Genomic DNA, 24,582 nt, shown 5'->3' on the forward strand with positions numbered 1-24,582 from the left:
AACAGCTAATATCAGGTAATTTCATTCATGACAATGATAATCATTATCATTTTTGTGGCACTGTTTATTAAACACATTGGGGGAGAGCGTAATTGTTAAAACAGTTTCGATTTAGAATGTCTGCTTTTTTTCTGCTTTGCATGATGATCGTCCTTGCGGGCTGCGGAACGAAAGCGCCGGAAACGGGCGGGAACGCAGCTAACGGTACCGACAGCAAAGGAGCCGCTTCTTCATCCGCACCTGCGGCCAAAGCGGACGAGGTACGGAAGATCAAGCACATTATGGGCGAGACGGAAATCAAGGGAACGCCGAAGCGCGTGGTCGTCCTGACGAACGAAGGAACGGAAGCCGTGCTCGCGCTGGGCATCAAGCCGGTCGGAGCCATTCAATCGTGGGAAGGCGAGCCTTGGCACGATCATATCAAAGCGGAGATGGACGGCGTCGCGGTGCTCGGCTATGAGGATCAGCCGAATCTCGAAGCGATCGCTCAGCTCAACCCCGATCTTATTCTTGGAAATAAAACGCGGCACGAGAAGATCTACGAGCAGTTGTCGAAGATTGCGCCGACCGTTTTCTCGGAAGATTTGACCGGCAGATGGAAAATAAACTTTAATTTTTACGCCGATGTGTTGAACAAGAAAGCCGAAGGCGAAAAGGTAATGAAGGAGTTCGATCAGCGCGTAGCTGACGCCAAAACCAAGCTTGGACCGAAATTGGCGAGCAAAGTGTCCATCGTCAAATTTTCGTTCAAAGGCACGCAAATCTACAAGAAGGATACGTTCAGCGGCGTGCTGCTTGAGCAGCTCGGGTTCGCCCGTCCGGCATCACAGGACAAGCCGGAGTTTGCCGAAATGATCTCGCAGGAAAAAATGGATCTCATGGACGGCGACATTTTGTTCTATTGGGTGTCCGAATCCAAAGGGAAAAACGATATCTCGAACAAAGCGAAAGAATGGTTCGACAGTCCGGTGTTCAAAAACTTAAACGTCGCCAAAAATAATAAGGTGTTCAAGGTGAATGAGACGATCTGGAACACGGCGGGCGGCATTAAAGCGGCCAATTTGCTGCTGGACGACATCTTGAAGCGTTTTGAAGTGAAATAGCATCCGCTCAGGCGCAAAAAAAGTCGGAATTCCTGTTTTAGATAGGAGATCCGGCTTTTTTGCACCGGAGGGAGGCTCCTGGTAAGCGGACTCCTATAGTAATTGACAAATTCGCCGGGGTCATATATCATTTTGCTAAGTGATCACTTAATGAGTGTGGAGTCCATTGCGCAAAAAGGATGAGTTCCGATGAAAACAAAAACAAGCCGCCAGCAGCAGGCGTTGGAAACGAAAGGCAAGCTGATCGATGCCGCCCTCCAGACATTTTCCCGCAAAGGCTTCAGTGAAAGCACGACCAAAGACATTGCCAAGGAAGCCGGAGTTACGGACGGCCTGATCTATCACTATTTTCAATCCAAGGAAGATTTGCTGTGGGCCATTCTGGACAAATACACGCTCCTGCATTCGATCCGGCAAGCGCTGGCGGCCATGGACAAGCAAGCTTCGCTAGAGCACAATTTGACGGCGTATTTTCAAACCTTGTTCCGCAATTTGCGTGAACAGCAGGATTTGATCGTGATGTGCTTCGGCGAGGCTCAGCGTAATCCCGAGGTACGTGCCCGGGTGGAAGAAATTATACGCACAGGCGTCGAGCTGCTGCATTCGTTTGTTGCGCCGCTGGTTCGTTTGGACCCGCAGGAGCTGCTGGTCGCGATCCGCAATGTGCAGACGTCTATGGTTTTTTATTTTTTAATGACCGCCCGGTTCACCGACGATGACACGCAGAGTACGGAGTATATCCGCACCTCGGTCAAGCAGTTTTTGAAAATTGTCGCGTAAATTTTTTTTGACAATTTCATTGATTAATTACTTAATAAACGAAATTGGAGGCTGGCTTGCTATGAAACATATGAATTCAGTGCGGAAAATAATCGATGTGGACGTCGCGGTCGTCGGCGCCGGACCCGGGGGCTGCATGCTGAGCTATTTGCTTGCGCGGAGCGGCGTGAGAACGGCGCTGCTGGAGCGGCATAACCGTTTGGACCGCGAATTCCGGGGGTATTTTTTTCAACCGTCCGTCGTCAAGCTGTTCGATCAGATCGGTGTGCTGGAGAACATCTTACATATTCCGCATCAGCATGTGTCCAAATTTACGTTTATCGATCACGGCAAAACGCTGTTCGAGGTCCGCTTCGACGAACTGGAACCGCCTTACAATTACGGTCTGAACATTCCGCAGCCTCCGCTGCTTGAGTTTTTCATCGGGCAGGCCGCCCGTTATCCTAATTTTACGTACTTTGGGGGAACGGCGGTGACGGACCTGATCGAAGAAGAAGGCGCGGTGCACGGCTTGATCGCCAGAAATCACGAGGGCGACGAGCTGGAAGTGCGCTGCCGGCTTCTTGCCGGGGCCGACGGACGCCACTCCACGATTCGAAAGCTGGCGGACCTGAGCCAAACGATGGGGGAGTTCGAGTTCGACTTCGTGTGGTTCGATATGCCCAAAGTTCCGGACAAGGATTACCCGCTGCAAATTCAAATCGAAGACGAAGGCATGCTGATCTATATTCCAAAAGGCGAGGATCAAGTACAGGTCGGCTGGGTGATTCCGAAAAAGACGTATCCTGAGCTGGTGAAAAAAGGAATCGAGGATTTCGTCCGCACTTTAATTGCCGTCGAGCCGGATCTCCAGAACGTGCTGCCTCATCATCTCAGGAGCTTTAAGCAATGTTCGGTGCTGGACATTCAAGTTGGCATGACCGATGCATGGGTGAAGGACGGTTTGCTTCTGCTCGGAGATGCGGCGCATATCGCTTCACCGTTTTCCGGGCAGGGCAACAGCCTGGCCATTCAGGACGCGGTCGTCGCGCACGATACGGTGATGAAGGCGTTGGAATCCGGAGGCCACGGCATTGTGCCTGCCGAGCTTCTGAAAAGGTACGAGCTTTACCGCAAGCCGGCGGTAGCTGAAATTCAGAACATGCAAGCGATGCAGGCCCGTTTGATCGCCATGAAGGCTCCGGCGCTTCTCAGACTGCGGCGCGTGCTCGCACCGGTGATGAGCCGGACGCCGTTTTTTCACCAGATGAGAAATAAAATTGCTATGGGTGTTCAGCAGGTGGACGTGAACACCTCGTATTTTACGAAGTAAATTCTTTGATACCGGGCCTGAACCTCCGATTCGGGAATTCGGCGCCGGAAGAAGCCAATACGCCGGATTCTTACGACGCGAATCCCAAGCGACAATGTTAAGTTGCCGCAGATCTATGCTATGGATCGCTCATTCGACAACCGCGTTTGCAAAATGCGAGTGTTCGTATGCGTAATAGCCGTCGGTGCGTCCTTGAAAGTAGTGTCCTTGGATGTGGGCTGGGCTCCAATGCTCTTGAAGACGCAAGCGGATGTCCAGCAGTTCGTCCGGGAGAGCGGACGGATCAAGACCCGTTAGCATAGGCTCGCCTGCACTTCGCAGCATCTCCTGCATCAGCTTTACGCGCTTGGCCGTCCGTTCGGCGTCGAAGGCGTCCGTATCCCAGTAATCGAATGTGACCGAGCTGCCCGGCGGGCAGAGGCTGGCGATTGAATGCAGCGTGGAGAATACCGCTTCCCGGGGCAAGTAATGGATGACACCCAGCCAACTAAAGAAACTTAATGACTGCGCATCGAACGACGATCTGGCTAGCGCCGTCTCCAAATTCTCCTTCGTAAAATCCAACGGCACAAAGTGGAGGTTGGACGGGAGCTCCCATCCCAATTCCGTAAGCCTGCGGCGCTTAAAGGCTTGCGTAGCAGGATGGTCGATTTCGAACACTTGGATATCCTTTAACGTCTCCGGATTCCTGAACGCAAACGTATCCATTCCGGCTCCGAGGATCAAATACTGTTTAGTCCCTTGCCTGATAGCGCTCTCAAGACGATCCTCCGCATACCGTGCCCGGCTGAGAAAGAGAGAGGTCGGAAAATAGTTTTGCAGCATGCACGCCACTGCCGCCGTCCGGTCTTCGCAAGTGGCAGCGCGTTCAGGATCGACGAGCTGAAGCGTCGTTACCATCGTCTGTTCGAATGCGGCGTGTTCCTCTTCCTTCAGCAAAAGATGGGCCAGAAAATCATTGAAAATTTTTGGCCTTTCGTGAACGGCATGATAGCCCCGCAGGTATGCGCTCATCAGGGCGGAGCGTTTGACTTTTGAATCTTCCATTGTCATCCTCCTTTACTAACCAATTGATGGAAAAGGGAATATTAAACAATTATAAACCGTTTTCAGCAGTAGGGACATATTTTTTTTGACAACTCGGAGTTGTTTCGTTTAAAGTAGGTAGTATACTAACTACTATGAATCGGAGGGTGATCTATGGAAGACGTGTTCAAGGAACTGCAAAAACTCGGTTTTTCCCCATACGAGTGCAAGGCATACGTCGGCCTGCTGAAGTCGCACCCTGTCACCGGCTACGAAATAAGCAAGCGCTCGGGCGTGCCCCGGTCGATGATTTACGAGGTGCTCGGGAAGCTGATGGACAAAGGCGCGGTTCACCTTGTCCCATCCGAGCCGGTAAAATATGCTCCGGTGCCGGCAGACGAATGGATCGGCCGGTTGAGGAAGCAATTCGACCAGTCCTTTGCATATTTGGAGAAATCGTTGACGATGCTGCAGCAGGAGCGGGAAATGGATGTCATCTGGCATATCCGCAGCGACGAATCAGTCATGAACGAAATCGCGGATCTGATCGGCAGAGCCGAGAAGGAGCTGTGGCTTTCGGTCTGGGAGCCGCAGGTTCCCGAGGTTAAGGCGTCGGTGGAGCGCCATCTCCGGGAGGGAGTTCCTGTGTTTTCCGTTCTGTTCGGAGCGCCGGAGACGCAGATCGGGACGACGTTTCACCATGACTACATGACGCCGGAGGTGGTGAAAGATCGGACCGGAGGGTATTTGACGATTGCCGCCCGGGACGGTGAAGAGGTGCTGATCGCCAACTTTTCGGGCGAATCGACCACTTGGGCGGTCAAGACGCACGACCCGGCCCTCGTGCTGGTAGCGACGGAATATGTCCGGCATGACATCATGATCGAAGAAATCACGGCCCAATTCGGTCCGGAGAGGCTGGATGCGCTGTGGCGGAACAATCCGGCTCTGACGCATGTCGTGACCGGAAAGCGGCTGGAGTCTCGGGAGGAATCATGAGCGAGAAACAAATGCATGCGGTTTACCCGGGAAGTACCGGAAACGAAGAAGGGTTTATTCAAGGCGTGAAGGACTGTTTGCCTACGGTGCTGGGCTATTTGAGCATCGGCTTCGCGGCCGGCGTCGTCGAGAAAACGGCAGGGATGTCCCTTGCCGAAATTGCGCTGATGTCCTTGCTGCTGTATGCCGGTTCGGCGCAGTTCATCGCTGCCGGCATGATGGCGGCGGGCAGCCCCGCCACGGCCATCATTTTTACCGTATTTTTCGTCAACCTGCGCCATCTCCTCATGAGCGCAGCGCTGGCGCCTTATTTCCGGCATCTGCCGGCATGGAGAAATGCAGGGATCGGCTCCCTGTTAACCGACGAGACGTTCGGCGTAGCCGCTTCCCGACTAACGGGCAGGTCCAAGGGCAGCGAGAAGTGGATGTTCGGCTTAAATGTGACCGCCTATCTCAACTGGCTTGTCGCCAATGTGGCCGGGGGCATTTTCGGTCAATGGATTCCCGAACCGGAAAAGTTCGGACTTGACTATGCGTTGCCTGCCATGTTCATCGGCCTGTTCATGCTTCAACTGATGGAACGCTCGAAGCCCGGCGTAGATCTCCTCGTTGCATTTAGCGCCGTGGCGACGGCCATTGCCGGAAGTGTTTTTATATCCGAAAGCGCAGGCGTGCTGATCGCGATCTTGTTTGCCGCAAGTATAGGAGTGTGGATTGAAAAATGGAAATAAGACCGAGCTTTCTATGGATGCTTCTGGGAGCGTCGCTCGTGACGCTGCTCCCGAGAATTTTGCCGCTTATCGTACTGAGCCGCATCCGGCTGCCGGATTGGGGGCTGCGCTGGCTCGGTCATATCCCGATTGCCGTGATGTCCGCTTTGCTGGCGCAAGAGCTGCTTGTATCGAAAGGCGCCTTCTCGCCGCAGCCCGTCGCCCTGCTTGCCGCCGTTCCGGCATTTGCCGTAGCTTATTTCACGCGGAGCTTGTTAGGCACGGTTGTGACGGGCATTGCGGCAACGATGCTGTTCCGTTATCTTTCCTCGCTGCTTGCTTTATCATGAAATGAGCATCAAGTGGGGACAGGAGTTCCGCGGATGATTCGGGTCGGTTCTGGACGGTGGGAAGCGGGACAGACCTGTCCTCTTTTTTTGAAATCGAGGCGAAGAGGCGGTTCACTCAGACGCGCGCGTTGATGTACCCCCTCGCGATTAAATACTCCACGACTTTGGCTGCGCATGCTTCTTCGGTTTCCTGTTCCGTATCGACGACAAGCTCGGGCTGCTCCGGCTCCTCATAAGGATCGGAAATCCCCGTGAAATGAGCAATTTCCCCGTTTATCGCCTTTCGATAAAGTCCTTTGACGTCCCTGCGGATGCATTCCTTCAGCGAACATTTCACATATACCTCTATGAAAGGAGCGGTTTCCCGGCGTACATAATCTCTCATGGACCGGTAAGGGGATATAAAAGAGGCCAGTACGATAACCCCGTTGCGGGTAAGCAGCTTGGCCACGTAGGCCACCCGCTCGATGTTGCGGAACCGGTCTTCGCGCGAGAAGCCGAGATCGGCACAAAGCTGCCGCCTTACCTCGTCGCCGTCCAACCGCTCGACGGGGAATCCGGCGGATACGAGCTTTTCTTCAACCAGCCGGCAGATCGTTGATTTTCCGGCGCCGGACAAACCGGTTAACCAAACTGTAGCTCCGCTAGACATATGCATTTCTCCTTCTTTTTAATATTTGACGAACATAGACATATAAGAAAGAAGCATGAAGATGGCACCTATGGTTAATGAACCGCATTCGGATTTGGATGCCATATTGAATGAAAAGGGGAATTGAAATGGATGTCATCATCTCGGCCGTCGCTAACCGTACGGGCTCAACCTTGGTCCAGCGCATCTTCAATGCCCGCCGGAAAACGCTGATTTGGGGAGAGCACGGGGGAATCGTGTCCGAATTCGTCAGAATCGGCGAGCTGGCGGGATACTTTTCGATCCAAGGCAGGGAGGAAAAGGAAGCCTACTTCAAGAGCGGCGAGGATCCGAACACTTGGATTGCCAATATGTCGCCCGATTTGGAGCGAATCAGGGAAGGGGTCGGGCAAGCCCTCAAGGCATGCTTCAGCGCCATGTATGCGGAACACCGTGACACTCATGACCGAATCGGCTTCAAGGAAGTCCGTTACGGGAAGCCGGAAATCGAACTGCTGAAATCATGCTACCCTGATGCCGTTATCGTACTGTTGGTCCGTCATCCCGTTGCTGTATGGAAAAGCGAAACGTCTTACTGGTCGGGGGATGCGGGCTTGTTCGCCAGGATCTGGAACGAGCGGGCGCTGCAGTATGCGGAGCTTCACGATCCGGACCGGGGCATTCATCTGCTGCGGTACGAGGAGCTTGTCGAACGGGACGAGGCTGTGCTCAGCCTATTGGCGGAGCTGGCCGACGTGTCGCGCGACGAGATCGACAACGTGCTGGACGTGAATTTGAACAGCACCCGTTCCGAACGGTCGGCCATTGACATCGAGCAGATCCGGGCGTTGTGTAAGGAAGGGATGGAGCGGCTTCGCTACATCGATTAAATGGTCAATCAGGAGACTTCTTCGTTGAAAAGGCTCCTGACTTTGCCCGAGAACCTGCCTCGTAGACGCTAAGCTTGAGGCTTCCGCAAGGTGGTCATCGAGAAGCCGCAGCCTTGCAGCAGCGTATCGATAAACCGGTTTAAAGCAGGGTTGCCCGTATCCGCAACGCGGGATTGCGTGACCTCGTTGCCGTAGATTTGCAGCAATTGGTCGGTTAAAAATTTGTTGAACCAACCCATGACAAGGTCCGCTGCGATGCGGCTCGTCGGATTGTCGATGTCGGCGAACGCCGAGCAGAATTCCTCTCCCCAGAACCGGCTGTTAAGAATGTTGCTGATATTGAGAAGAGGGCGGATCGGAAAAGGGAACGCTTGAACGATTTCGAAGTGCTTGGAAAACCGGTCGAGGATATCTTCCAACGTTTCGACGCCGATATGTCCTTCCATGTACACGTATTTGCGCACGATATCGTCCGGGTTCCTGGGGTTGCAGTTCAGATAGTCGATAAACCCCGACTCAATCCCGTGAAATCCGTACCCGCCGGGCTTCGTAATGCGGCTTAGTTCCGCAATCATTCGATCCTTGCTCCGGAATTCGACATGACCGAAGAAGTCCATCGTATAAATGAAATCGAACTCGTTGTCGGCATACGGCAGCCCTTGCACGACATCGTGCGTCACAGCATGGTCGAAACCATTCTGCCTGGCGATCTCCATGCAGCTTGAGCTCATATCGACGCCGAACAATTCAATTTCCGGAAAAAAATGCTTCAATCTCGCGCCAAAGGTTCCGGAGCCGCATCCGACTTCGAGCGCCTTGACCGGGTTGTTTGCTGTGTCGGACAAGCAGCGGCGAAGCGCTTCATACAGGTAATGCGCTTTTTGGTAGACAAGCGTATTCCGCGTTGCCCGACTCTCGTTCGCTACGACCCCCACCACATTGCCGTATGCGTATCGTTCCTGATAATAAGCGGCAGGGTCGATATCGAAAAGGGCGTAGGTAATATCGTCCTTCGTAAAAGGAGATTTTTCGCTCAACGTTCATTCCTCCTAGGATCGTGCGCAGCCCGCGCAATCGCATAAATCACTATATTCCGCGACCTCATGCGGCGAAACCTCAAAGAAGGACTTCTTGCGATTTTCGCATCCGATCCGGGATTGATTTATCGGCTGGCTTCGGTAAATTTGACATGAGGCCGGGAAAACGGATAAACTATTAGTGAAGTTAACTTAATAGTTAAGGTGATCAAGATGAATGAACAGCTGATCCGTTACGTGAAAGAGATCAACAAAGCCGAATACGATACCAATGTGATGCTAACGCTGGAATATGCCGCGTTGGTCGATGAGACGATTACGGATAAGCAGCTCATTGTGCTCGGTATGGTTCATGAGCACGGCCGGCTTAATACGGGCGAGATTGCCGAAAAAATGGGAATTACGCCGAGCGCCGTCAGCCAATTTCTCGGCAAGCTGGAGAAAGCGGGGTACATTAAGCGGTCGATCAATCCGGGCAACCGCAGGGAGATCATCGTCGAGCTGGATCGGCGGGGCATCGAGTATATGGCCCGAAACGAGCAGATCGAGCGTTCCATTATCGAACGTTACTATTCGAAGCTGGGGATGGACGATATTTTGACTTTGAGAAAAATTGTTTTGAAGCTGAAAGCGATTGTTGAAGAGGAACAGGCGAAAGGAAACTAATTTTTTTTTGGACCATTATTAAGTCGGCTAAATAATTAATAAATGTTAATCGTATATAACGAAACGGCTCCAAGAGAGGAGATCAACTCGAATGCGCGTGAATCATACGACGAATTTTGAACAAGCTGTCGAACGTATTGTTCAGCCTTATGTCAGCAAAAGGAAGCATGCGGTGCTGTCGGTCGGCATCTTGCGCGGAGGGGAGAGGCTTGTGTTTGGCTTCGGGGATTTGCGGCCGTTCGGAGCGGTCTCCTACGACAACCTTATGTACGAAATCGGTTCGATCACGAAAGTATTTACCACCTCGCTGCTCGCGCTGCTGATCGCCGAGGGCTCGCTCCGCCCGGACGATTCGCTGGGGAAGTTCGAACCATCGATTCCCGGCCGTCATCCGGTGACGCTTGCCCATTTGGCCACGCATACGTCGGGGCTGCCGGGCTATCCGTTCTTCAAAGCATGGCGCAACCGTTTCGATAAATCGCAGCATCGCGATCCATACTGCCACTTTACGCTGCAGGAAGCTATTTCCTATCTGCAAAACGTTCCTCCGGGCAAAGTGGGGCGAAAATTTCGTTATTCGAACGAGGGAACGGGGATACTGGGCCGGCTTCTGGCGGGATGGCTTGGAACGGACTACGAGACGGCCGTCGCCGAACGTCTATGTGTGCCGCTGCATTTACCGGACACCGGCATCACGCTGACTTTGGCGCAGCAGGCGAGAATGCTTCCGGGCTATGCGGGGAAAGACGTGCAGCGGCCCGAGACGCTGCTGCGCGATTATGCCGGGGCCGGAGCGCTTCGCTCCACGCTCAACGATCAGCTCACGTTCCTGTCCGCCCATTTGGGCGGCCATCACAACGAAGAGCTGTGTCACGACCTGTTGATCAGCCAACAGGCCTATGCGCGACACAGCAAGACGATCAGCGTCGGTCTGGGATGGATCATCGACGAGCGCGGCAAGTTCGCTTGGCATAACGGATCTACGCATGGGTTTTCCAGTTTTATGGGGTTTCATCAAGACCGGTCGTCCGGCGTCGTCGTGCTCTCGAATTACCGGTCCGGTCTCTTGAGCGATTCTGTCGACCGGATCGGCATCGACTTGCTCGATCTGTTGAAAAAGCCATAGCCGGACCTACCGGTCCGCAGCCTCGTCGATATTCGCTCCGAGCGATTGAAGCTTTAAGACAGCGATTTCCTCTTCCAGCGAGTAAGGCGGCTTCATGACTTCATTGCCCAGCCGGTCGCCATGCTCATTCATATATTGGAGCGACAAAGCCAGCATGGCCAAGCGCATATCGGTTATCTCTGCGCAGTCATCGTCTGCGGATTCCTTGTTCGCGGGCGGCTTTGCGTCATAAATATAAATTTTCCGACCGTCAATCAGCTCGTACCGCTCCAGATTTTCCCGAACGGTGCGGTGCGATACGGCGATATCCGCAAGCTCGTTCGTATTGATCTCGCCGCCGGGAAGTCCTGCCTGACAGAGCAGGACGCCGTCTTTCATCAAAAAGTAATGCTTCCCGCCGATCGTATCCGGAGCTCCGGTCGCAGTGATCAGAAGGTCTCCGATCAATGCAGCTTCCTGCAAGCGCATGACTTGGCAGCCGTCCATAAAAGCTTCGACCGCCTTCAAGGGATCGATTTCCGCGACCACGACATGGGCGCCTAGGGCTCTGGCCTGCATGGCGATCGCTTTGCCGCGCCGGCCGTAGCCTGCGACCACGACGGTTTTACCCGCTGCGGCGAAATCCGCCGTTTGCAGCATGTCATCCCATACGGACGGTACGGTTCCGCACCGGCGGTCGAACGGATCCATGCCGAGGGCATCGTCTAGGACGATCATCGGAAACGGAAGCCGTTGTTCCTTTTCCAGTCTCGTCAGACGCAGCAAGCCGGCTCTCGTCTGTGCTACGCCGCCGCGAATGCCCGCCAGCAAGTCCGGGCGCTCCGACTGAAGCGTGCCGATCAGTTCCCCGTTATCGTCGACGATCAGATGAGGCCCCGCCTCCATGGTGCAAATAAGCCGTGTCTTGGCAGACGCCGGCTCCGAATCGGATTCGGCGATCACGGTTATCCCGTCGGCTGCCAAGGCGGCGCTTATCTCGCCATCGTTCGAAAGGGGGCCGCCGCCGGTTACCACTTCCGCGCCCCCTGCCTGGAGCGTCTTCCCGAGACAGGCCGTCGCCGCTTCCAGAGGAAGAGCGAGGACGATCTTCAGTCCCTTGAGCGGCTGCCCGAGCGCGAACCGTTCCCGGATTCGGCCCAGAACGGGCATTTGCGAGCTTGCCCGGCTGATCTTAAGTCGTCCTTCCTGCGCCAAGGCGCTATTGTCAATCCAAGTGCGGACTATGGTTTGCATTGTTCGTCATCTCTTCCTTTCCGCGGTAGGATTAGAAATACGCAAACGAGCAGTAGTACGATCATCCAATAAGGAGATTCGAGCCAGCCCAGCGCATAGCCATAAATGAGATAGCCGAGGTGTTGAAACGGAATCGTTTCGCCCGTCGCCATCCGTGAGAGCCAGGAGAGAAGCGACACGATATCCATCGTCAGCTCTCCACCTTACGGCAAACATACACGAACGCCGGAGGGACATTGAACGGGACGAAATGAATTCCTTCCATGGCAAATTGTCTGCCGAACTGCTTGCGCATTTGCTGCGAATATTGAAAAGCGACAAACCGTCCGCCCGGTCTGAGAGAGGCCGTAATTTCGCTGAGGAGCCGATCGCGCAAGCTTTGCGGGAAATTGAAATACGGAAGTCCGCTGATCACGCAGTCGAGCGAATCGATGCCTTCTGTCCGTAGAACGGATTGCAAACATCGGGCATCGTCATAACAGGTGCAGTCGGCAAATCTCTCCTGCAACCGACTGCGCAGCTCCGCATCTCTTTCGAACAAAAGAACGCGGGTATTGTCCTTTTTGGCCTTCTGAATATATTCCGTAATCGCGCCTGTACCGGCGCCAAGCTCCGCGACAGCGTTCACTTTCTCCCAGGCCACCGATTCGACCATCTTTTTCGCCAAAAACGCGGAGCTTGGCGTCACGCTGCCGATTTGCTGAGGCGCGCGTGAAAACTTATATAAGAACAGAAGCTTTTCCTGAAGCGTGCCCATGCCGATGTCTCCCTTCTCCATCTGCTTTCTTCATCGTATCGAATAAATCTTCAGAACGAGTGCAGAAATTTCTAAAGGAATTCTGAAGAATTTATAAAGCGGCATTAATCCAAACTATTCGGTGTTTGGGTTTACGGCAACATTTTTGTTAAAATGGTACATGTGCTGCACGTACCGAACTTATCTGGAAGAAAGGGGATTGAGATGTCATCACGGACTGCTTTGCCGCCGCCGGATGATTTAAAGCGGCGTTTGCAGACTCTTGCGGCGTTGAACGTAATTTTATGCCCGGAGGAATGGCTCCGGTATCATACGTTTGTTTCGAATTGGGGTCCAAACGTCTCGCTTGCAAAAATCGACAACGGCGCCGGAGACCACTTGTTCGTTTTGTTTGCGCCTGAGGGCGTCATTTTGAAAGGGTTCGACCACGAATCCGAGCTAAGCCCGCACGCCCGAGACGAGTATGCGGTATGGCCGGGAATCTACGATGGGGCGCCGGAAGCTTTGCTGGCTTTCCTCGCGGATGAAGCGCTGGAGAAAGAAGACGTAACCTTCTGCATATGGCGCGAAACCGGTGATTCGCAGTGGAGAATGGGGGAGGTACGGATACCGAAAGGCGCAGACGACGGCTCGGATTTTTTGCTCGGAACGATCTTCGAAACGCCGGAGGACTATGCCGACTGGGCGGAAGGCTACTTCGACATGCCGATTCCGGTCGAGCCGGTCAAAGCTTTGTATGCGGCCCCCGCGATCAGTGTAGAGGCGATCCGTTCTTTGAATCCGGATCGAAACGTAGAGGAAGCTCTTCCGGACCTTGAAGCTTTAGGGATTACGGTGACGGACCGGGAGAGGTTATCGTGATCATGAGGATCGAATCGCTTGGCGCGGAGCCTGTAGAATGCTTCGCCTATCGGACCGCGGCCAGCTCGGACGGTATCGCGGAAGCGCAGCTGCCTGTGTACATGGGGCAGATGAGTGCTTTGCCGTCATCGGTCGACGCGCTGATCGTGACCTCCGATTTGCAGGGGATGATGCGGACCATTGATGGGAAAGACGTCATGCTCGGCGAAGGACTCCCCGACTATTTGTCGCTGCTGATCGGCATCGAACGCCCCGATATTGCTCCCGATCGGATCGGCGTTCTGCTATGCGGCGATCTGTATGGCGACCTCCGGCGAGGAGGCAGCGGAGACCCGACGGGCGTATGGGTTCAATTCGGCGAAACGTTTCGCTGGGTCGTCGGAGTGGCCGGCAATCACGACCTGATGGACGATGACAAGAAGCGGCAGCTTTCCGGCCGAAGCAACATCTGTCTGATCGACCTGCCGGGAATCATCGAATTCGGCGGCGCGGCATGGGGCGGTCTCGGAGGCGTGATCGGCAGACCGGACAAGCCGAACCGGATGACGGAAGCGGACTACCTGCAAGCCTTGCGCAAGCTGCTCCATAAGCGGCCTCATGCGCTGCTGCTTCATCAAAGCCCGGATGTGCCGGAGCGGGGATGCGCAGGCAGCCCCGAGATTCGCGCGGTACTGGAAAGCGGGCCGGAAGCACTCGTGTTCTGCGGTCATACCCATTGGAACGATCCGCTGGCTTGCCTGCCCGGCGGAACGCAAGTCTTGAATGTCGATGCCAAGGTGTGTATTTTTACAAGATAGCGGAAGCAGGGGGACGCAACAAGAGACACCGGCCACATCGGGCCGGTGTCTCTGTTCTATAACCTGTGGCTAAGGCTGATCCTTTCGCCGCTCCGGATCGAACGTCCGGTAGCTGCCGTGCAAATCCTGCTCCGTTGTCAGCTTGGTCAGCTCGACGGTTTGAATGTTCCCGCTCGGGTCCATCGCTTTCATCTCGACGCTGTGATAATTCAGCTTCCGCTCTTGCAGTGTACGCAGAATAGCTGCGCTTTTGGTCAAAAACGCTTCCTTCGTCATCTTCTCGTATCTTGCATCGGACGCGCCGAATAGGATCTTGTAGCGCAGCTTCCCGCTCTCGCTGGTCCGCAGCTTCTCCGCTTTGTCCAGTTTGTCGGGGGACAAATAATAGAAGTTGGCGTCCAATTCGTCCTGCGTAATCTCCAGATTGGCTTGCGGAGAAGCTTGCACGTTGAGCGAAGGCATCGGATCGACCGCAGCGGCAATCGCAGTTTTCAAATCGTCGCTGCGTTCTTCGCTAAATTGGTTGTCCAGCTTGAATTTATACTCGTCGGTCACGCTGCCGTCCCGGTAGAAGCCGATGCTCGCCGTCTGCCGCACGCCGTTCATCACAAACTCGAACTTCCCGTAATGCCGCCTGTCTTTGAAGTTGAAGAACACTTTCTTGAAGTCGAGCGTCCCTTGTTCATACGTCCGCTTGACGTAATCGTTCGTTTGAAGCAGCGCTTTTGCATATCCGACCGGATTGCCCCAATAAGAGAAATGACCGGCGCAGCCGAAGTAAAGGATCGCCGCTCCAAGCGCCATTAATCCCGCTTTGGCTACGAGTTTCGCCTGCTTGAGCCCATGCTTTACCAACAGCGCAGCCCCGACGCCGGCCGCCGCATTGACAAGAGCGACAACGGTAAAGAACGGAATGTAGCTCGAATTGTTCTCGCTTAACAGCCCGCCGAGCAAGCCGAACGGAATTGTTGACGCAACAATCGGCAGCGAACGGGAGTAGTACAAGCGGCACACGAATGGAGTGAGGATCAGGAACGGAATCGTTGACAGAAAGTGAACCTCTGCACCGCTGATGATGCAGGTCATCAGCATCGCCACCAGTACGCTGACCAGCTTGATCCTGCGCTGATATTTGCCGAGCTGCGCGATCAGCTCCTCAATCTGCCGCTTCTTGTCCGGCTCGGGCCGGCTCTGCTCGTGGCTCTCGTAATCCTGCTTCATCGTCTCATAATAGCGGCGGCACTCCTCGCAATCCGTAATATGCCGTTCCACAAGCATGGCGCTCTCTTCACTCGCGAGCCCCTCCACATAGAGCGGCATTAAATCTTTCACGATACTACATGTGTTCATCCTCGCCGTACTCCTTTCTCAGCTTTTCTTTCATCCGGTAAAAATTAACGCGGCAGTACGTTTCGGTCCGGTCGGTCAATTGCGCAATTTCCTTGAAAGATAGCCCATGGAGCAGCCGCAGCCGCATAATATCCCGATGGGGCGGATCGAGCCGATTCAACCGTTCCATGATTTGCTCAGCCAGCACCTTGTCGCTAAAATCCGTATAGGCAGCGAGCTCTGCTTCGGGAGAATCGTCCAGCGGAAGCTGAAGTTTGTTTTTTCGCAGGCTCCGGTACAGCTGATGCTTGGCGATGCCGAACAACCACGTTTTGATCGAAGAGTCGCCCTTGAAGCTGTCCATATGCCGGAGCGCTTCGAGGAACGTATTTTGTATCATGTCATCGATATGGTCGGGATTCGGGTACCGGGTAACCAGGAAGCGATACAAATCGTCATAATAAAGCAGATAGATCTTCGTTATCGGATCATACATTAACGCACCTTCTTGTCGGCTCGGTTTCGTAAAAGCTTCTTCTCTCACATATTAGTGCCCGCATGCCCCGTTTTCGTTACAGCCGTTATATCCAAAATTGTAAAAGAGCCCGCACGTTTTGTCAGCCAAATCTGGCGCTTTTAACATCGAAGTGGATCGAAAGCCACGAGGTATGCTACCATGTTCGGTAGAATGGAGTGGACAAGATGGACAAAGTGAAAATTTTAATAATCGAAGACGAAGAAGCGATCGCGGACTTGCTGGCCTACGGCTTGAATAAAGATGGCTTTCTTACGTCTATCGCCCATACCGGAGCGGACGGGCTCAAGGCCATCGAGCACTTCCAGCCGGATTTGCTGCTGCTCGACTGGATGCTCCCGGACGTCAGCGGGCTCGATATATGCAAAAAGGTCACGGAAACCCGGAACATGCCGATCATCATGCTGACGGCCAAATCGGACATTACGGACAAAATTGTCGGCCTGGAGTTTGGCGCTGACGACTATATTACGAAGCCGTTCGACCTCCGGGAAGTGATCGCGCGCATCCGGACGATACTTCGGCGAATGACCCAGGCCCATAAACCTGCGGAGGAATCGGCCGACGAGCCGGTCCGCTTCAAAAATATTGAAATCACCGAAAGCGAGCGGCTGGTCCGGAAAAATAACGAGATCGTCGAGCTGACGCCCAAGGAGTTCGATCTGCTGATGACGCTGTACCGGCACCGGGGCAAAATCTTTACCCGGACGGAGCTGCTGGACTTCGTATGGGGCTACGAATATGTCGGCGATACGCGGACGGTCGATATTCATATCCAACGGCTGCGCAAAAAGCTGGAGGCGGGCGACGTGATCGTGACCGTGTTCGGGGTGGGGTATAAATTTGACAAACAGGTGGACTAAAGGTATGATCCCGGCTCCGACCATCAAAGTAAAATTTTTGTTGGGACTCTTTGTTATTTTTGCCGCCTCGTTTTTGTTGCTCAATCACTTTATCGTGCAGATTATCGAGACCAGCAACGAGAAGATCATTACCCAAGATTTGATCGGCCTCAAGAAGAACAGCAGCGTCTATGTGAAGCAGGCTTTTATGATCAATCATTTCGGCAACGACGAGATCTATTTCCGCCAAATGGCGAAAGACGTGGTGGAAGAGCTTCGGCAGGTTACTTCCAGCGAGATTAGCGCTTACGGCGTGAATGGCGAGCTGATCTATGCATCGGGTAACTGGAAGAATTCCAATAAGACGGGCGACGATCTGGACCATGCCTTGAACGGCAAAACCTCGTACACAATCAACTACACGGACAGCACGGCGGAAGCTTACTACTCGTACCCGGTCGTCATCGATGGGAAAAAGGTTGGGATTTTGCGCTTCGCCAAAGACTTCTCCTTGCTGTATGAGCAGAGCAGGCATATTTTGGATGTTATTTCGTACGTTACGATCGCCATCTTCGCTGCTGCGTTTATCTTTTCGTATATTTTATCGCGCAACATCACGATCCCGATCGTCAAGCTGACCAAGGCTTCGACGGAAGTGACGAACGGCAATCTGGATATCCGCCTTTCGTTCCGAAGGAAAGACGAAATCGGCCGGCTGGCAGATAATTTCCGTACGATGATCGAAAAGATCAAGGCCCAAATCGGGCGCATCCAGAAGGACCGGGACCGCTTGGAGGAATTGAACCGCCATCGCAAGCAGTTTTTCGACAATGTGACGCACGAGTTAAAAACGCCGCTGACGTCCATCCTGGGCTATGCCCAAATGATCAAGGAAAACGGGCAAACCGACGAAGCCTTCTTCGACAAAGGAATGAACCATATCGTCGACGAGAGCAAGAGGCTCCACGATATGGTCGTTAAATTGTTGGAGCTTTCCCAGGAAACGTCCGACCTGGAAGCGTTCGAGCCCGTCTTGGCCGGACGGCTGCTTCAAGACGTCTGCGAGGGCATGAAATTCAAAGCCGAGCGATACCGGAAAACGATTCGCTGCGAGGTGGAGGACGGGCTGTGGGTTGATGGAAGCGAGCCCAAATTAAGGCAATTGTTCATCAATATTATCGATAATGCGATTAAGTACGGCTTTGCGCATACGGCGATTTCGGTCAAGGCGAGGCTTGTCACAGACCGCGTGCACATGACGGTTGCGAATCAAGGGGAAGACATCCGCCCGGAGGATTTGGCGAAAATTTTCGAGCCGTTCTACCGGGCCGATATGCGGAAGTCCAAAGAGATGGGCAGCTGCGGCTTAGGGCTCAGCATCTGCAAAGCGATTGTTGACGACCATCAGGGGAGCATCGAGATCCGGAGCGCCGATCAGGAAACGAGCGTGGCGATTGAACTCCCTTACACGAAGCCGAAGAGAGGAAATACAGAATGAAGCGGATATTCCTGTGGGCGGCGGCGTATGTTCTGCTGGCCGTTATCGTCACCGGCTGTACGGGGGCGCTGAAATCGAAGACCGTTATTATTCCCGATGCGGAAGAAGGCCGCGAGCTGCAGAGCTTAGGCGAGACATTCGAAGTGAGCAAAATTTATAGGCTGCCGGAGAACGAGGAGGGCGAGCTGTACGGCTGGACCGACAAGGAGCATGTGCTTGGATATTTTAGTAAAAGAGGCCGGGAGCGAAGCTTCGAGCAGTTGGACTACGAACTCAAGACCCGGCAGCCCTTGCCGGATATCCATGGATTTGTGCACGGCGTCAAAGTATCTGCGGACGGCGCGTATGCTTCGTTTTCCGTTCAGACCGGCGGCAAAGAGAAATTAATGCTGCTTCGTTTGGCGGATCAAAAGCAAACCGTCCTGCGGGAATGGGCCAACAAAGAGGGTGTTGTCGTGTCGGGACAGATGTCGTGGTCGAATAACGGGCGTTACGTCTCCTTTGTGCAAGAGAACGGGAACCAGGAGGCTGTCATTGGCGTTTATGACGTGACGCGTCAGGAAGCAAAGGAATTCAAGTTCCCTGGAAAAACGGAGAACCATCATTTTTACTCCGTTCAGGTTTCGGATGACGGGGCGAGCGCGTTACTTTTCAAAATAGCGGCTCGTCAGGCATACATCGTTTTCGGTTCATTTCAGGGCGATGCCTTCGTAAGCCAGTATGAGCATCCCGTAAGCAGCGAGGGAAACGGCGATTTTGTGAATGACGATCAAATCGTCTTTGTCGGGGAGGAAGGTTCGTTAACGTTATTCGACCGCCGGAATGCGAAGACAACGATTTTGCTTGAACGGAGCGGCGTGTTTCAGCTCTCGCGCGATCGCAAATATATCGCCTACTCCAAAGGCCGCGAAAATCTGTACGTGGCCAAGCTGCAAGGAAACAATATCATGAACGAAAAAGAAATCTACAAGGGAATCGTTCCCGAGCAAATCGAGTGGAGTCCGGACAACCGGAGGATGCTGCTGAACGGCAGGAAATTGTACGAATCTCGTCCTGTCGTCAGCGCTCCGAGTCCCGCCCCTTTTTCCCAGAACAGCTCCTTTTTTATCATCGAATTTAAGTGAAGCGTCCCCGTGTCTTGCCGCGCATGAGGATAGCAGGTGTGGTTCAAGGTGAATATTTCTCAAAAAAAGTCCCGCCAGTACGACTGGTCAGGGACTTTTTGCGTTATTCAACTCTCACATTGTCCACAACGAAAACCTGAGGACCCGTTATTTTGCCGGATTTTGTACCATGTTGTCTATCGTTGTCCATCTCGGTTACATTTTGTTTACAACTCGGAGAAGTTTTGGTAACAAGGCTGACTTATAACTAGGTTCATGGAAACAAATTTCATAGAAAGGTAGAACGAGATGAAGAGGACAAGACGACTGCTGCGTTTACGGATCGGTATCGTTGTGCTCGCGGTGCTGTCCGGCTATTTCATCGCCGATGCGATGCTTCCCCAGACGGAGGCAAAAGTTAGAGAAGTAAAGGGAGAGCAAATTCAGAGTCAGGCGAACCTGAAGCCGCCAAAGAAGGAGAAGCAGGTCGCATTGACCTTTGACGATGGCCCGGATGCGAAATATACCGTCAAAATTTTGGATATCTTGAAAAAGCATAAAGCAAAAGCGACTTTTTTTGTCGTCGGCTATCAGGCGGAGAAACACCCGGACGTTCTATCCCGCATTGTCAAGGAAGGGCATGCGCTGGGAAATCATACATGGAGCCACAAGGATCTGACCAAGCTGAGCGGGCAGCAAATCGAGAATGAACTCGTCAAGCTGAACAAGGTGATCCAAAACGCAACGGGCGAGTTCCCCAAGTATGTCCGGACACCTTACGGAGCGGTCTCCAAAAAAGTAACCGAAGCCATCGAGCAAAACGGTCAGCATAATGTGCTGTGGAATGTCGATACGCGGGATTGGGCGGGAGCGACGCCGGAGAACATGCTGAAGAACGTCAAAGCGAATCTGAAGCCCGGGGGCATCATTCTGATGCACAGCTTCGGCGGCAAAAAGGGCGATCTGAGCAATACGATCGAATTGCTGCCCAAGATGATCGAGGAGTTGCAGGAAGAAGGCTATTCGTTTGTGACGGTAGATGAATTGAAATTGAAAAGCTCTTAACAGGAGGAACAGAACATGAGAAAAGCATGGCTAAGCCTAAGCGGCTGCCTATTGATGATTGCGGCGACGGGCTGCAGCGCCGGTGGAGGCCCTGGAGGAGCGGCGCAGCCGGAGGGTGGCCCGAACAAGAACGAAGCGCAAGCGGAAACGGCAAGCAAGACCGCCGAAGCCGCTCAAACGCAGGGCGGCAAAAAGACGGTTGTGCTCTCGACGTTTTTTGAGGACGATTTTTTCAAAGACGCGAAGCGCAAATATGAGGAAAAGCACCCGAATATCGAGATCCAGCTTCACTATGTCCCGACGGACGATAGTCGCGGCGAGGAGAATCTGGAAAACTTTATAAAAAAGACGAACACGCAGATGTTATCCGGGAAAGGGCCGGATCTGGTGGAGATGGACCGATTGCCTATGGATACCTACGTGAATAAGAAAGTGCTTGCCAATTTGAGCGACATGATGGAGAAGGACCCCGAGTTCAAGAAGGATCAATATTTTCACAACATCTTGGATGGGATCAAGCTGAACGGCAGCGTCTACGGGATGCCGATCAATTTCTTCTTGTACGGTCTTGTCGGGGACGAAGAGGCGATCCGGAAAACGGGGGTGACCTTCGACGACGCCCGTTGGACCTGGAGCGAATTCAGCGAGACCGCCAAAGCGCTGGCGAAAAAAGGGGATCAGCGTTATGGTTTTATGAGCTATCCCGCCGGACTGTTAAATGAAATGGTGAAAAATAATTTTTCCTTGTATGTTGATCAGGTAAACCGGAAAGCTAACTTCCAATCTGAGCCCTTTATCAACTTAATGAAGCAAGTGAAATCGATGTTTGACGAGAAGGTCGTGACGGAAGAGCCGCGCCAAGCGTATTTCAGAATGACGGATATCGTCTCGCCCGCGGATTATATTTTGACGCCGAAGGAAAATTTCGCTCAACCCAAGCTGTATTCCAGACCGAAGGGGGAGGGCCAAAAAGCCGGAGATTTTTTCCGGACTTACCGGACGATGGGCATAAACGAGAAATCCGCCGTGAAGAAGGAAGCCTGGGATTTTATCAAATTTCTGATGTCCGAGGAGATGCAGCCTTCACCGGAACGAGCCGGCTTTCCTCTGAACAAAGCCGTATTTCACAAGCAGGTGAAGCAATTGCTTCAAACCGGAACCGTCAAGGCTCATGAGCTCGGACCGCTCAAGGGCAAGACGTTCAAAGTGACCGAAGCGGATTTTCAGGGATTGGAGCAGCATCTGTCGGGGGCCGTTTATCAGGTGGCGTTCAAGCCTTCCAAGCTGGAAGACATTATTATCAGAGAGTCGGAAGCTTTCTTCAAGGGCCAAAAGTCCGCGGAGGACGTGGCAAAGCTAATTCAGAATCGGGCGACGACTTTCTTGAACGAATGAGAAGATCGGAAACATTTTATTTACAAGTTGGAGAAGTTTTCGTTACATCCTCCATTTATAACTGAGAATAGGCATGGACAATAACAAAGGAGTGAGAGACAAGATGAAAAAAACAGGAGTGCTACTGCTCAGCTTCACCTTAATCGCGATGTTGGCCGCTTGCAGCAGCGGTGCCGTTAAGCAAGGTAATAAGGGAGGCAGCTCTGCAAATCAGACAAAGACCGGGCAGCAGGACGGTTCATCGACGGAGGGCAAGACATCGACCGAGAGCAAGACGCTGTCGGAGGATAAAACCTCCACCGACGATAAAACAGCGGCCGGAGATAAAGGGACGAACGATGAGAAATCGCCGGCAGGAGGCACGGCAGCTGCTGGCGCATCGCCCGGAGGCGGAGCGTCGTCCGGGGTTGGAGCGTCACCGGATGCGAAGGCTCCGGCGGAAAGCAAAGGAACGGCGGAGAGCAGGGCTTCTGCAGACAGCAAGTCTTCTCCGAGAGCAGCGGAGTCAAAAGGTACTGTGGTTTCTCCGGGAGCGGCACCGTCGTCAGGCGGAAAGGCGGGGTCGGAACGCAAGCCATCATCCGAATCCGGGCCGGTGAGAGGGAGCAAAGCTCCGGCGGAAGCGAAGCCATCCGGAACGGATCAAGTGCCGGCAGGCTCCGCGCCTGCGAGCGTAGTCCAGCCTGCGACGTCGTCGTAAACAGGGGAAATTTGAACGAATAAAGGGCATGGACGCGGGGGCGCCGTTGGCTTTCCCGCGTTTTGCATGGAGGCCGGCATGAAATTTCCCGCATTCCTCAAGAAAGACACGGTACTGGCTCTGCTGTTCCTTGCGCCGAGTGTTGGCGGGTTTGCGCTTTTTTATGCAATCCCGTTTGTAATGGGGCTCGTTTACTCCTTTATGGACGGCACGATGGACGGAAAATTCGTAGGCCTCGCCAATTATCAGGAGCTGCTGGCCAGAGGTTCGTTTCTGAATGCCGCGTGGAACACCGCTCTCTTTACATCCGTCAGCGTACCGTTGATGATCGCTATTTCTTTAGGGCTGGCGCTGCTTTTGAACGGAAATGTGTTTTTTCGCCAATGGCTGCGAACTGCCTATATTTTACCGCTTGTCGTGCCGGTCGCCTCGATCGTGCTGATCTGGCAAATCGGCTTCGACTGGAACGGTGCGGTCAACGGGTGGCTGGACCGCTTCGGGATTCAGCGGATCGACTGGATGAAATCGGAATGGGCCATCGTCGTCATCACGGCGATTTATATATGGAAGAACATCGGGTACAACATGATTTTGTTTTTGGCTGGGGTTCAAGCGATTCCCGAGAGCTATTACGAAATCGCCCGTCTTGAAGGGGCGGGGCCGTTCACGAAGCTGCGGATTACCCTTGTCTATTTAATTCCGACGATGTTTTTCGTCGTTCTGATGTCGATTATGAATTCGTTCAAAGTGTTCAGGGAAGCGTACTTGCTGGCCGGCGGCTATCCGCACGACAGCATTTATATGCTCCAGCATTACATGAACAATATGTTTCTTTCGCTCGATATTCAGAAGCTAACGGCGGCAGCAAGCCTTATGGTCGGCTGTATTATGATCATCGCGCTTGGATTATTCAGGATGGAACGCGGTTTCCGGAGGTTTATGGAATGAAGCTGGGGGAGAAGAAAGCGGCGCTGCTGCAAAAATGGCTGATGACCTTCGTGCTGCTCGTCCTTGCTCTGGTGATGCTGTTCCCTATCGGGATTACCTTCACGAATTCGCTCATGACGGAGCGTGAGATCGGCATTAACTACGATCTGGTCGGAAAAATGCTGGGCGCGGATTCCGGAAGACAACACGAATTTGTCAATTTAAAGCTCATCCCCGATTGGGTATCGCTGGAGCAATTTAACAAAGTGCTGATCCAGTCTCCGAAGTTTTTGTTTCTGTTCTGGAACTCCGTGCTCATGGTCATGCCGATCGTATTCGGTCAAACGGCCGTTGCCGCCTTGGCGGCCTATGCTTTCGCCATGCTTCGGTTTCCCGGCAGGGACTCGTTGTTTCTTATTTATATTATGGCGATGCTGATGCCGTTTCAGGTGACGCTGGTACCTAACTATATTATGGCTGATAAGCTCGGCATCCTGAACAGCGTCGCCGCCATTATTTTGCCGGGCGTATTTGCGACCTACGGCGTATTCCTGCTGCGGCAGTTCATGCTGCACATTCCCGCTCCGCTAATCGAAGCCGCCCGGCTGGACGGAGCGGGAGCCGGAACGATTTTTCTTACGATCGTTCTGCCGCTGGTGAAGCCGGGACTGGCGGCGCTGACGGTTTTACTGTTCGTAGATTACTGGAACATGGTCGAGCAGCCGCTTATTTTTTTGGAGGACCCGCTCCGGCATCCGCTATCCGTCTATTTGGCGAGCATTCAGGAGGGGGCGCGGGGCTTAGGTTTTGCCGCTTCTTTGCTCTACATGAGCCCGGTTGTTCTGCTGTTTCTGTATGCGGAGTCTTATTTTATCAGAGGAATCCAGTCATCCGGCATTAAAGGATAGGA

General features: G+C 53.3%; 27 protein-coding genes. 19 read left to right on the forward strand and 8 right to left on the reverse strand.

The genetic code is table 11. The features are described 5' to 3' along the window. Positions 1-143: 143 nt before the first annotated feature. From QJ48_RS07900 to QJ48_RS07910, 3 genes are all read left to right on the forward strand, one after another. Positions 144-1,103 (forward strand): ABC transporter substrate-binding protein, encoded by a 960-nt coding sequence (locus QJ48_RS07900; protein ID WP_237762846.1) that lies wholly within the window; start codon positions 144-146, stop codon positions 1,101-1,103. Between the two features lie 189 nt (positions 1,104-1,292). Then, positions 1,293-1,883 carry a TetR/AcrR family transcriptional regulator gene (locus QJ48_RS07905; protein ID WP_054973094.1) on the forward strand — a complete coding sequence of 197 codons (591 nt, stop codon included), beginning with the start codon at positions 1,293-1,295 and terminating at the stop codon, positions 1,881-1,883. A 61-nt stretch (positions 1,884-1,944) separates the two neighbouring features. Continuing rightward, positions 1,945-3,195 (forward strand): FAD-dependent oxidoreductase, encoded by a 1,251-nt coding sequence (locus tag QJ48_RS07910; RefSeq protein WP_237762842.1) that lies wholly within the window; start codon positions 1,945-1,947, stop codon positions 3,193-3,195. A 129-nt stretch (positions 3,196-3,324) separates the two neighbouring features. Here QJ48_RS07910 and QJ48_RS07915 read toward each other — a convergent pair whose 3' ends face one another. Continuing rightward, positions 3,325-4,242 carry a class I SAM-dependent methyltransferase gene (locus QJ48_RS07915; protein ID WP_054973095.1) on the reverse strand — a complete coding sequence of 306 codons (918 nt, stop codon included), beginning with the start codon at positions 4,240-4,242 and terminating at the stop codon, positions 3,325-3,327. A gap of 153 nt (positions 4,243-4,395) precedes the next feature. Between QJ48_RS07915 and QJ48_RS07920 the strand changes: the two genes are divergently transcribed. The 3 genes from QJ48_RS07920 to QJ48_RS07930 are packed head-to-tail and all read left to right on the forward strand — an operon-like array spanning position 4,396 to position 6,280. Then, positions 4,396-5,220 carry a TrmB family transcriptional regulator gene (locus tag QJ48_RS07920; protein ID WP_054973096.1) on the forward strand — a complete coding sequence of 275 codons (825 nt, stop codon included), beginning with the start codon at positions 4,396-4,398 and terminating at the stop codon, positions 5,218-5,220. Continuing rightward, entirely contained in the window at positions 5,217-5,951 is a 735-nt protein-coding gene (locus QJ48_RS07925; protein ID WP_063858041.1) for an AzlC family ABC transporter permease, read from the forward strand. The genes QJ48_RS07920 and QJ48_RS07925 overlap by 4 nt, the downstream gene beginning before the upstream one ends. Further along, positions 5,942-6,280 carry an AzlD domain-containing protein gene (locus tag QJ48_RS07930; RefSeq protein WP_054973097.1) on the forward strand — a complete coding sequence of 113 codons (339 nt, stop codon included), beginning with the start codon at positions 5,942-5,944 and terminating at the stop codon, positions 6,278-6,280. The genes QJ48_RS07925 and QJ48_RS07930 overlap by 10 nt, the downstream gene beginning before the upstream one ends. 115 nt (positions 6,281-6,395) lie before the next feature. On the opposite strand, the gene cysC is transcribed toward QJ48_RS07930, so the two are convergent. Then, the gene (cysC, locus tag QJ48_RS07935) at positions 6,396-6,932 is read right to left on the reverse strand and encodes an adenylyl-sulfate kinase (protein ID WP_157261559.1); all 537 of its coding nucleotides are present in this window, start codon (positions 6,930-6,932) and stop codon (positions 6,396-6,398) included. A gap of 128 nt (positions 6,933-7,060) precedes the next feature. Here cysC and QJ48_RS07940 point away from each other — a divergent pair, with 128 nt between their 5' ends. After that, positions 7,061-7,801, forward strand: a complete 741-nt coding sequence (locus tag QJ48_RS07940) for a sulfotransferase (protein ID WP_054973099.1) — start codon at positions 7,061-7,063, stop codon at positions 7,799-7,801. Positions 7,802-7,869: 68 nt separating this feature from the next. On the opposite strand, the gene QJ48_RS07945 is transcribed toward QJ48_RS07940, so the two are convergent. After that, positions 7,870-8,838, reverse strand: coding sequence for a class I SAM-dependent methyltransferase (locus QJ48_RS07945; protein WP_054973100.1), 969 nt, complete (start codon positions 8,836-8,838; stop codon positions 7,870-7,872). A gap of 213 nt (positions 8,839-9,051) precedes the next feature. On the opposite strand from QJ48_RS07945, the gene QJ48_RS07950 reads away from it, so the two are divergent. Continuing rightward, on the forward strand, positions 9,052-9,504 hold the full coding sequence (locus QJ48_RS07950) for a MarR family winged helix-turn-helix transcriptional regulator (protein ID WP_054973101.1): 453 nt from the start codon (positions 9,052-9,054) through the stop codon (positions 9,502-9,504). Between the two features lie 91 nt (positions 9,505-9,595). Next, positions 9,596-10,630, forward strand: a complete 1,035-nt coding sequence (locus QJ48_RS07955) for a serine hydrolase (protein ID WP_054973102.1) — start codon at positions 9,596-9,598, stop codon at positions 10,628-10,630. A gap of 6 nt (positions 10,631-10,636) precedes the next feature. On the opposite strand, the gene QJ48_RS07960 is transcribed toward QJ48_RS07955, so the two are convergent. From QJ48_RS07960 to QJ48_RS07970, 3 genes are read right to left on the reverse strand one after another with little or no spacing between them, the layout of a single operon-like run. Further along, positions 10,637-11,863 carry an adenosylhomocysteinase gene (locus QJ48_RS07960; RefSeq protein ID WP_054973103.1) on the reverse strand — a complete coding sequence of 409 codons (1,227 nt, stop codon included), beginning with the start codon at positions 11,861-11,863 and terminating at the stop codon, positions 10,637-10,639. Beyond that, positions 11,851-12,051 carry a hypothetical protein gene (locus QJ48_RS07965; RefSeq protein ID WP_054973104.1) on the reverse strand — a complete coding sequence of 67 codons (201 nt, stop codon included), beginning with the start codon at positions 12,049-12,051 and terminating at the stop codon, positions 11,851-11,853. The genes QJ48_RS07960 and QJ48_RS07965 overlap by 13 nt, the downstream gene beginning before the upstream one ends. 2 nt (positions 12,052-12,053) lie before the next feature. Beyond that, positions 12,054-12,641: a class I SAM-dependent methyltransferase gene (locus QJ48_RS07970; protein WP_237762843.1), complete on the reverse strand. Its 588-nt coding sequence runs from the start codon at positions 12,639-12,641 to the stop codon at positions 12,054-12,056. 183 nt (positions 12,642-12,824) lie between these two features. Between QJ48_RS07970 and QJ48_RS07975 the strand changes: the two genes are divergently transcribed. Together QJ48_RS07975 and QJ48_RS07980 are read left to right on the forward strand one after the other, a co-directional pair. Then, on the forward strand, positions 12,825-13,481 hold the full coding sequence (locus tag QJ48_RS07975) for a hypothetical protein (RefSeq protein ID WP_054973105.1): 657 nt from the start codon (positions 12,825-12,827) through the stop codon (positions 13,479-13,481). Positions 13,482-13,483: 2 nt separating this feature from the next. Then, positions 13,484-14,278 carry a metallophosphoesterase gene (locus QJ48_RS07980; protein WP_063858042.1) on the forward strand — a complete coding sequence of 265 codons (795 nt, stop codon included), beginning with the start codon at positions 13,484-13,486 and terminating at the stop codon, positions 14,276-14,278. Between the two features lie 69 nt (positions 14,279-14,347). On the opposite strand, the gene QJ48_RS07985 is transcribed toward QJ48_RS07980, so the two are convergent. Then, a complete protein-coding gene (locus QJ48_RS07985; RefSeq protein WP_054973107.1) occupies positions 14,348-15,628 on the reverse strand; it encodes a zf-HC2 domain-containing protein in 1,281 nt (426 codons plus the stop codon). Further along, on the reverse strand, positions 15,615-16,103 hold the full coding sequence (locus tag QJ48_RS07990; protein WP_054973108.1) for an RNA polymerase sigma factor: 489 nt from the start codon (positions 16,101-16,103) through the stop codon (positions 15,615-15,617). The genes QJ48_RS07985 and QJ48_RS07990 overlap by 14 nt, the downstream gene beginning before the upstream one ends. A gap of 206 nt (positions 16,104-16,309) precedes the next feature. On the opposite strand from QJ48_RS07990, the gene QJ48_RS07995 reads away from it, so the two are divergent. The 8 genes from QJ48_RS07995 (at position 16,310) to QJ48_RS08030 (ending at position 24,580) form a co-directional block, all read left to right on the forward strand. Then, on the forward strand, positions 16,310-17,005 hold the full coding sequence (locus QJ48_RS07995) for a response regulator transcription factor (RefSeq protein ID WP_054973109.1): 696 nt from the start codon (positions 16,310-16,312) through the stop codon (positions 17,003-17,005). A gap of 4 nt (positions 17,006-17,009) precedes the next feature. Continuing rightward, on the forward strand, positions 17,010-18,482 hold the full coding sequence (locus QJ48_RS08000) for a HAMP domain-containing sensor histidine kinase (protein ID WP_054973110.1): 1,473 nt from the start codon (positions 17,010-17,012) through the stop codon (positions 18,480-18,482). Further along, a complete protein-coding gene (locus QJ48_RS08005) occupies positions 18,479-19,606 on the forward strand; it encodes a hypothetical protein (protein ID WP_054973111.1) in 1,128 nt (375 codons plus the stop codon). The genes QJ48_RS08000 and QJ48_RS08005 overlap by 4 nt, the downstream gene beginning before the upstream one ends. A gap of 288 nt (positions 19,607-19,894) precedes the next feature. After that, entirely contained in the window at positions 19,895-20,650 is a 756-nt protein-coding gene (locus QJ48_RS08010; protein ID WP_054973112.1) for a polysaccharide deacetylase family protein, read from the forward strand. Between the two features lie 15 nt (positions 20,651-20,665). Beyond that, positions 20,666-22,045: an ABC transporter substrate-binding protein gene (locus tag QJ48_RS08015; RefSeq protein ID WP_054973113.1), complete on the forward strand. Its 1,380-nt coding sequence runs from the start codon at positions 20,666-20,668 to the stop codon at positions 22,043-22,045. Positions 22,046-22,148: 103 nt separating this feature from the next. Continuing rightward, positions 22,149-22,745: a hypothetical protein gene (locus tag QJ48_RS08020; RefSeq protein ID WP_054973114.1), complete on the forward strand. Its 597-nt coding sequence runs from the start codon at positions 22,149-22,151 to the stop codon at positions 22,743-22,745. A gap of 66 nt (positions 22,746-22,811) precedes the next feature. Beyond that, positions 22,812-23,693: a carbohydrate ABC transporter permease gene (locus QJ48_RS08025; RefSeq protein ID WP_237762844.1), complete on the forward strand. Its 882-nt coding sequence runs from the start codon at positions 22,812-22,814 to the stop codon at positions 23,691-23,693. Continuing rightward, a complete protein-coding gene (locus tag QJ48_RS08030; protein ID WP_054973116.1) occupies positions 23,690-24,580 on the forward strand; it encodes a carbohydrate ABC transporter permease in 891 nt (296 codons plus the stop codon). The genes QJ48_RS08025 and QJ48_RS08030 overlap by 4 nt, the downstream gene beginning before the upstream one ends. Positions 24,581-24,582: the final 2 nt, after the last annotated feature.

The organism is Paenibacillus sp. A3, from assembly GCF_001399685.1.
Classification (GTDB): domain Bacteria; phylum Bacillota; class Bacilli; order Paenibacillales; family NBRC-103111; genus Paenibacillus_G.

Coding starts and splice junctions, on each gene's coding strand:
- QJ48_RS07900 (WP_237762846.1), top strand. CDS start 144: ATGATCGTCCTTGCGGGCTGCGGAACGAAAGCGCCGGAAACGGGCGGG.
- QJ48_RS07905 (WP_054973094.1), top strand. CDS start 1,293: ATGAAAACAAAAACAAGCCGCCAGCAGCAGGCGTTGGAAACGAAAGGC.
- QJ48_RS07910 (WP_237762842.1), top strand. CDS start 1,945: ATGAAACATATGAATTCAGTGCGGAAAATAATCGATGTGGACGTCGCG.
- QJ48_RS07915 (WP_054973095.1), bottom strand. CDS start 4,242: ATGGAAGATTCAAAAGTCAAACGCTCCGCCCTGATGAGCGCATACCTG.
- QJ48_RS07920 (WP_054973096.1), top strand. CDS start 4,396: ATGGAAGACGTGTTCAAGGAACTGCAAAAACTCGGTTTTTCCCCATAC.
- QJ48_RS07925 (WP_063858041.1), top strand. CDS start 5,217: ATGAGCGAGAAACAAATGCATGCGGTTTACCCGGGAAGTACCGGAAAC.
- QJ48_RS07930 (WP_054973097.1), top strand. CDS start 5,942: ATGGAAATAAGACCGAGCTTTCTATGGATGCTTCTGGGAGCGTCGCTC.
- cysC (WP_157261559.1), bottom strand. CDS start 6,932: ATGTCTAGCGGAGCTACAGTTTGGTTAACCGGTTTGTCCGGCGCCGGA.
- QJ48_RS07940 (WP_054973099.1), top strand. CDS start 7,061: ATGGATGTCATCATCTCGGCCGTCGCTAACCGTACGGGCTCAACCTTG.
- QJ48_RS07950 (WP_054973101.1), top strand. CDS start 9,052: ATGAATGAACAGCTGATCCGTTACGTGAAAGAGATCAACAAAGCCGAA.
- QJ48_RS07955 (WP_054973102.1), top strand. CDS start 9,596: ATGCGCGTGAATCATACGACGAATTTTGAACAAGCTGTCGAACGTATT.
- QJ48_RS07960 (WP_054973103.1), bottom strand. CDS start 11,863: ATGCAAACCATAGTCCGCACTTGGATTGACAATAGCGCCTTGGCGCAG.
- QJ48_RS07965 (WP_054973104.1), bottom strand. CDS start 12,051: ATGGATATCGTGTCGCTTCTCTCCTGGCTCTCACGGATGGCGACGGGC.
- QJ48_RS07970 (WP_237762843.1), bottom strand. CDS start 12,641: ATGGAGAAGGGAGACATCGGCATGGGCACGCTTCAGGAAAAGCTTCTG.
- QJ48_RS07975 (WP_054973105.1), top strand. CDS start 12,825: ATGTCATCACGGACTGCTTTGCCGCCGCCGGATGATTTAAAGCGGCGT.
- QJ48_RS07980 (WP_063858042.1), top strand. CDS start 13,484: ATGAGGATCGAATCGCTTGGCGCGGAGCCTGTAGAATGCTTCGCCTAT.
- QJ48_RS07985 (WP_054973107.1), bottom strand. CDS start 15,628: ATGAACACATGTAGTATCGTGAAAGATTTAATGCCGCTCTATGTGGAG.
- QJ48_RS07990 (WP_054973108.1), bottom strand. CDS start 16,103: ATGTATGATCCGATAACGAAGATCTATCTGCTTTATTATGACGATTTG.
- QJ48_RS07995 (WP_054973109.1), top strand. CDS start 16,310: ATGGACAAAGTGAAAATTTTAATAATCGAAGACGAAGAAGCGATCGCG.
- QJ48_RS08000 (WP_054973110.1), top strand. CDS start 17,010: ATGATCCCGGCTCCGACCATCAAAGTAAAATTTTTGTTGGGACTCTTT.
- QJ48_RS08005 (WP_054973111.1), top strand. CDS start 18,479: ATGAAGCGGATATTCCTGTGGGCGGCGGCGTATGTTCTGCTGGCCGTT.
- QJ48_RS08010 (WP_054973112.1), top strand. CDS start 19,895: ATGAAGAGGACAAGACGACTGCTGCGTTTACGGATCGGTATCGTTGTG.
- QJ48_RS08015 (WP_054973113.1), top strand. CDS start 20,666: ATGAGAAAAGCATGGCTAAGCCTAAGCGGCTGCCTATTGATGATTGCG.
- QJ48_RS08020 (WP_054973114.1), top strand. CDS start 22,149: ATGAAAAAAACAGGAGTGCTACTGCTCAGCTTCACCTTAATCGCGATG.
- QJ48_RS08025 (WP_237762844.1), top strand. CDS start 22,812: ATGGAGGCCGGCATGAAATTTCCCGCATTCCTCAAGAAAGACACGGTA.
- QJ48_RS08030 (WP_054973116.1), top strand. CDS start 23,690: ATGAAGCTGGGGGAGAAGAAAGCGGCGCTGCTGCAAAAATGGCTGATG.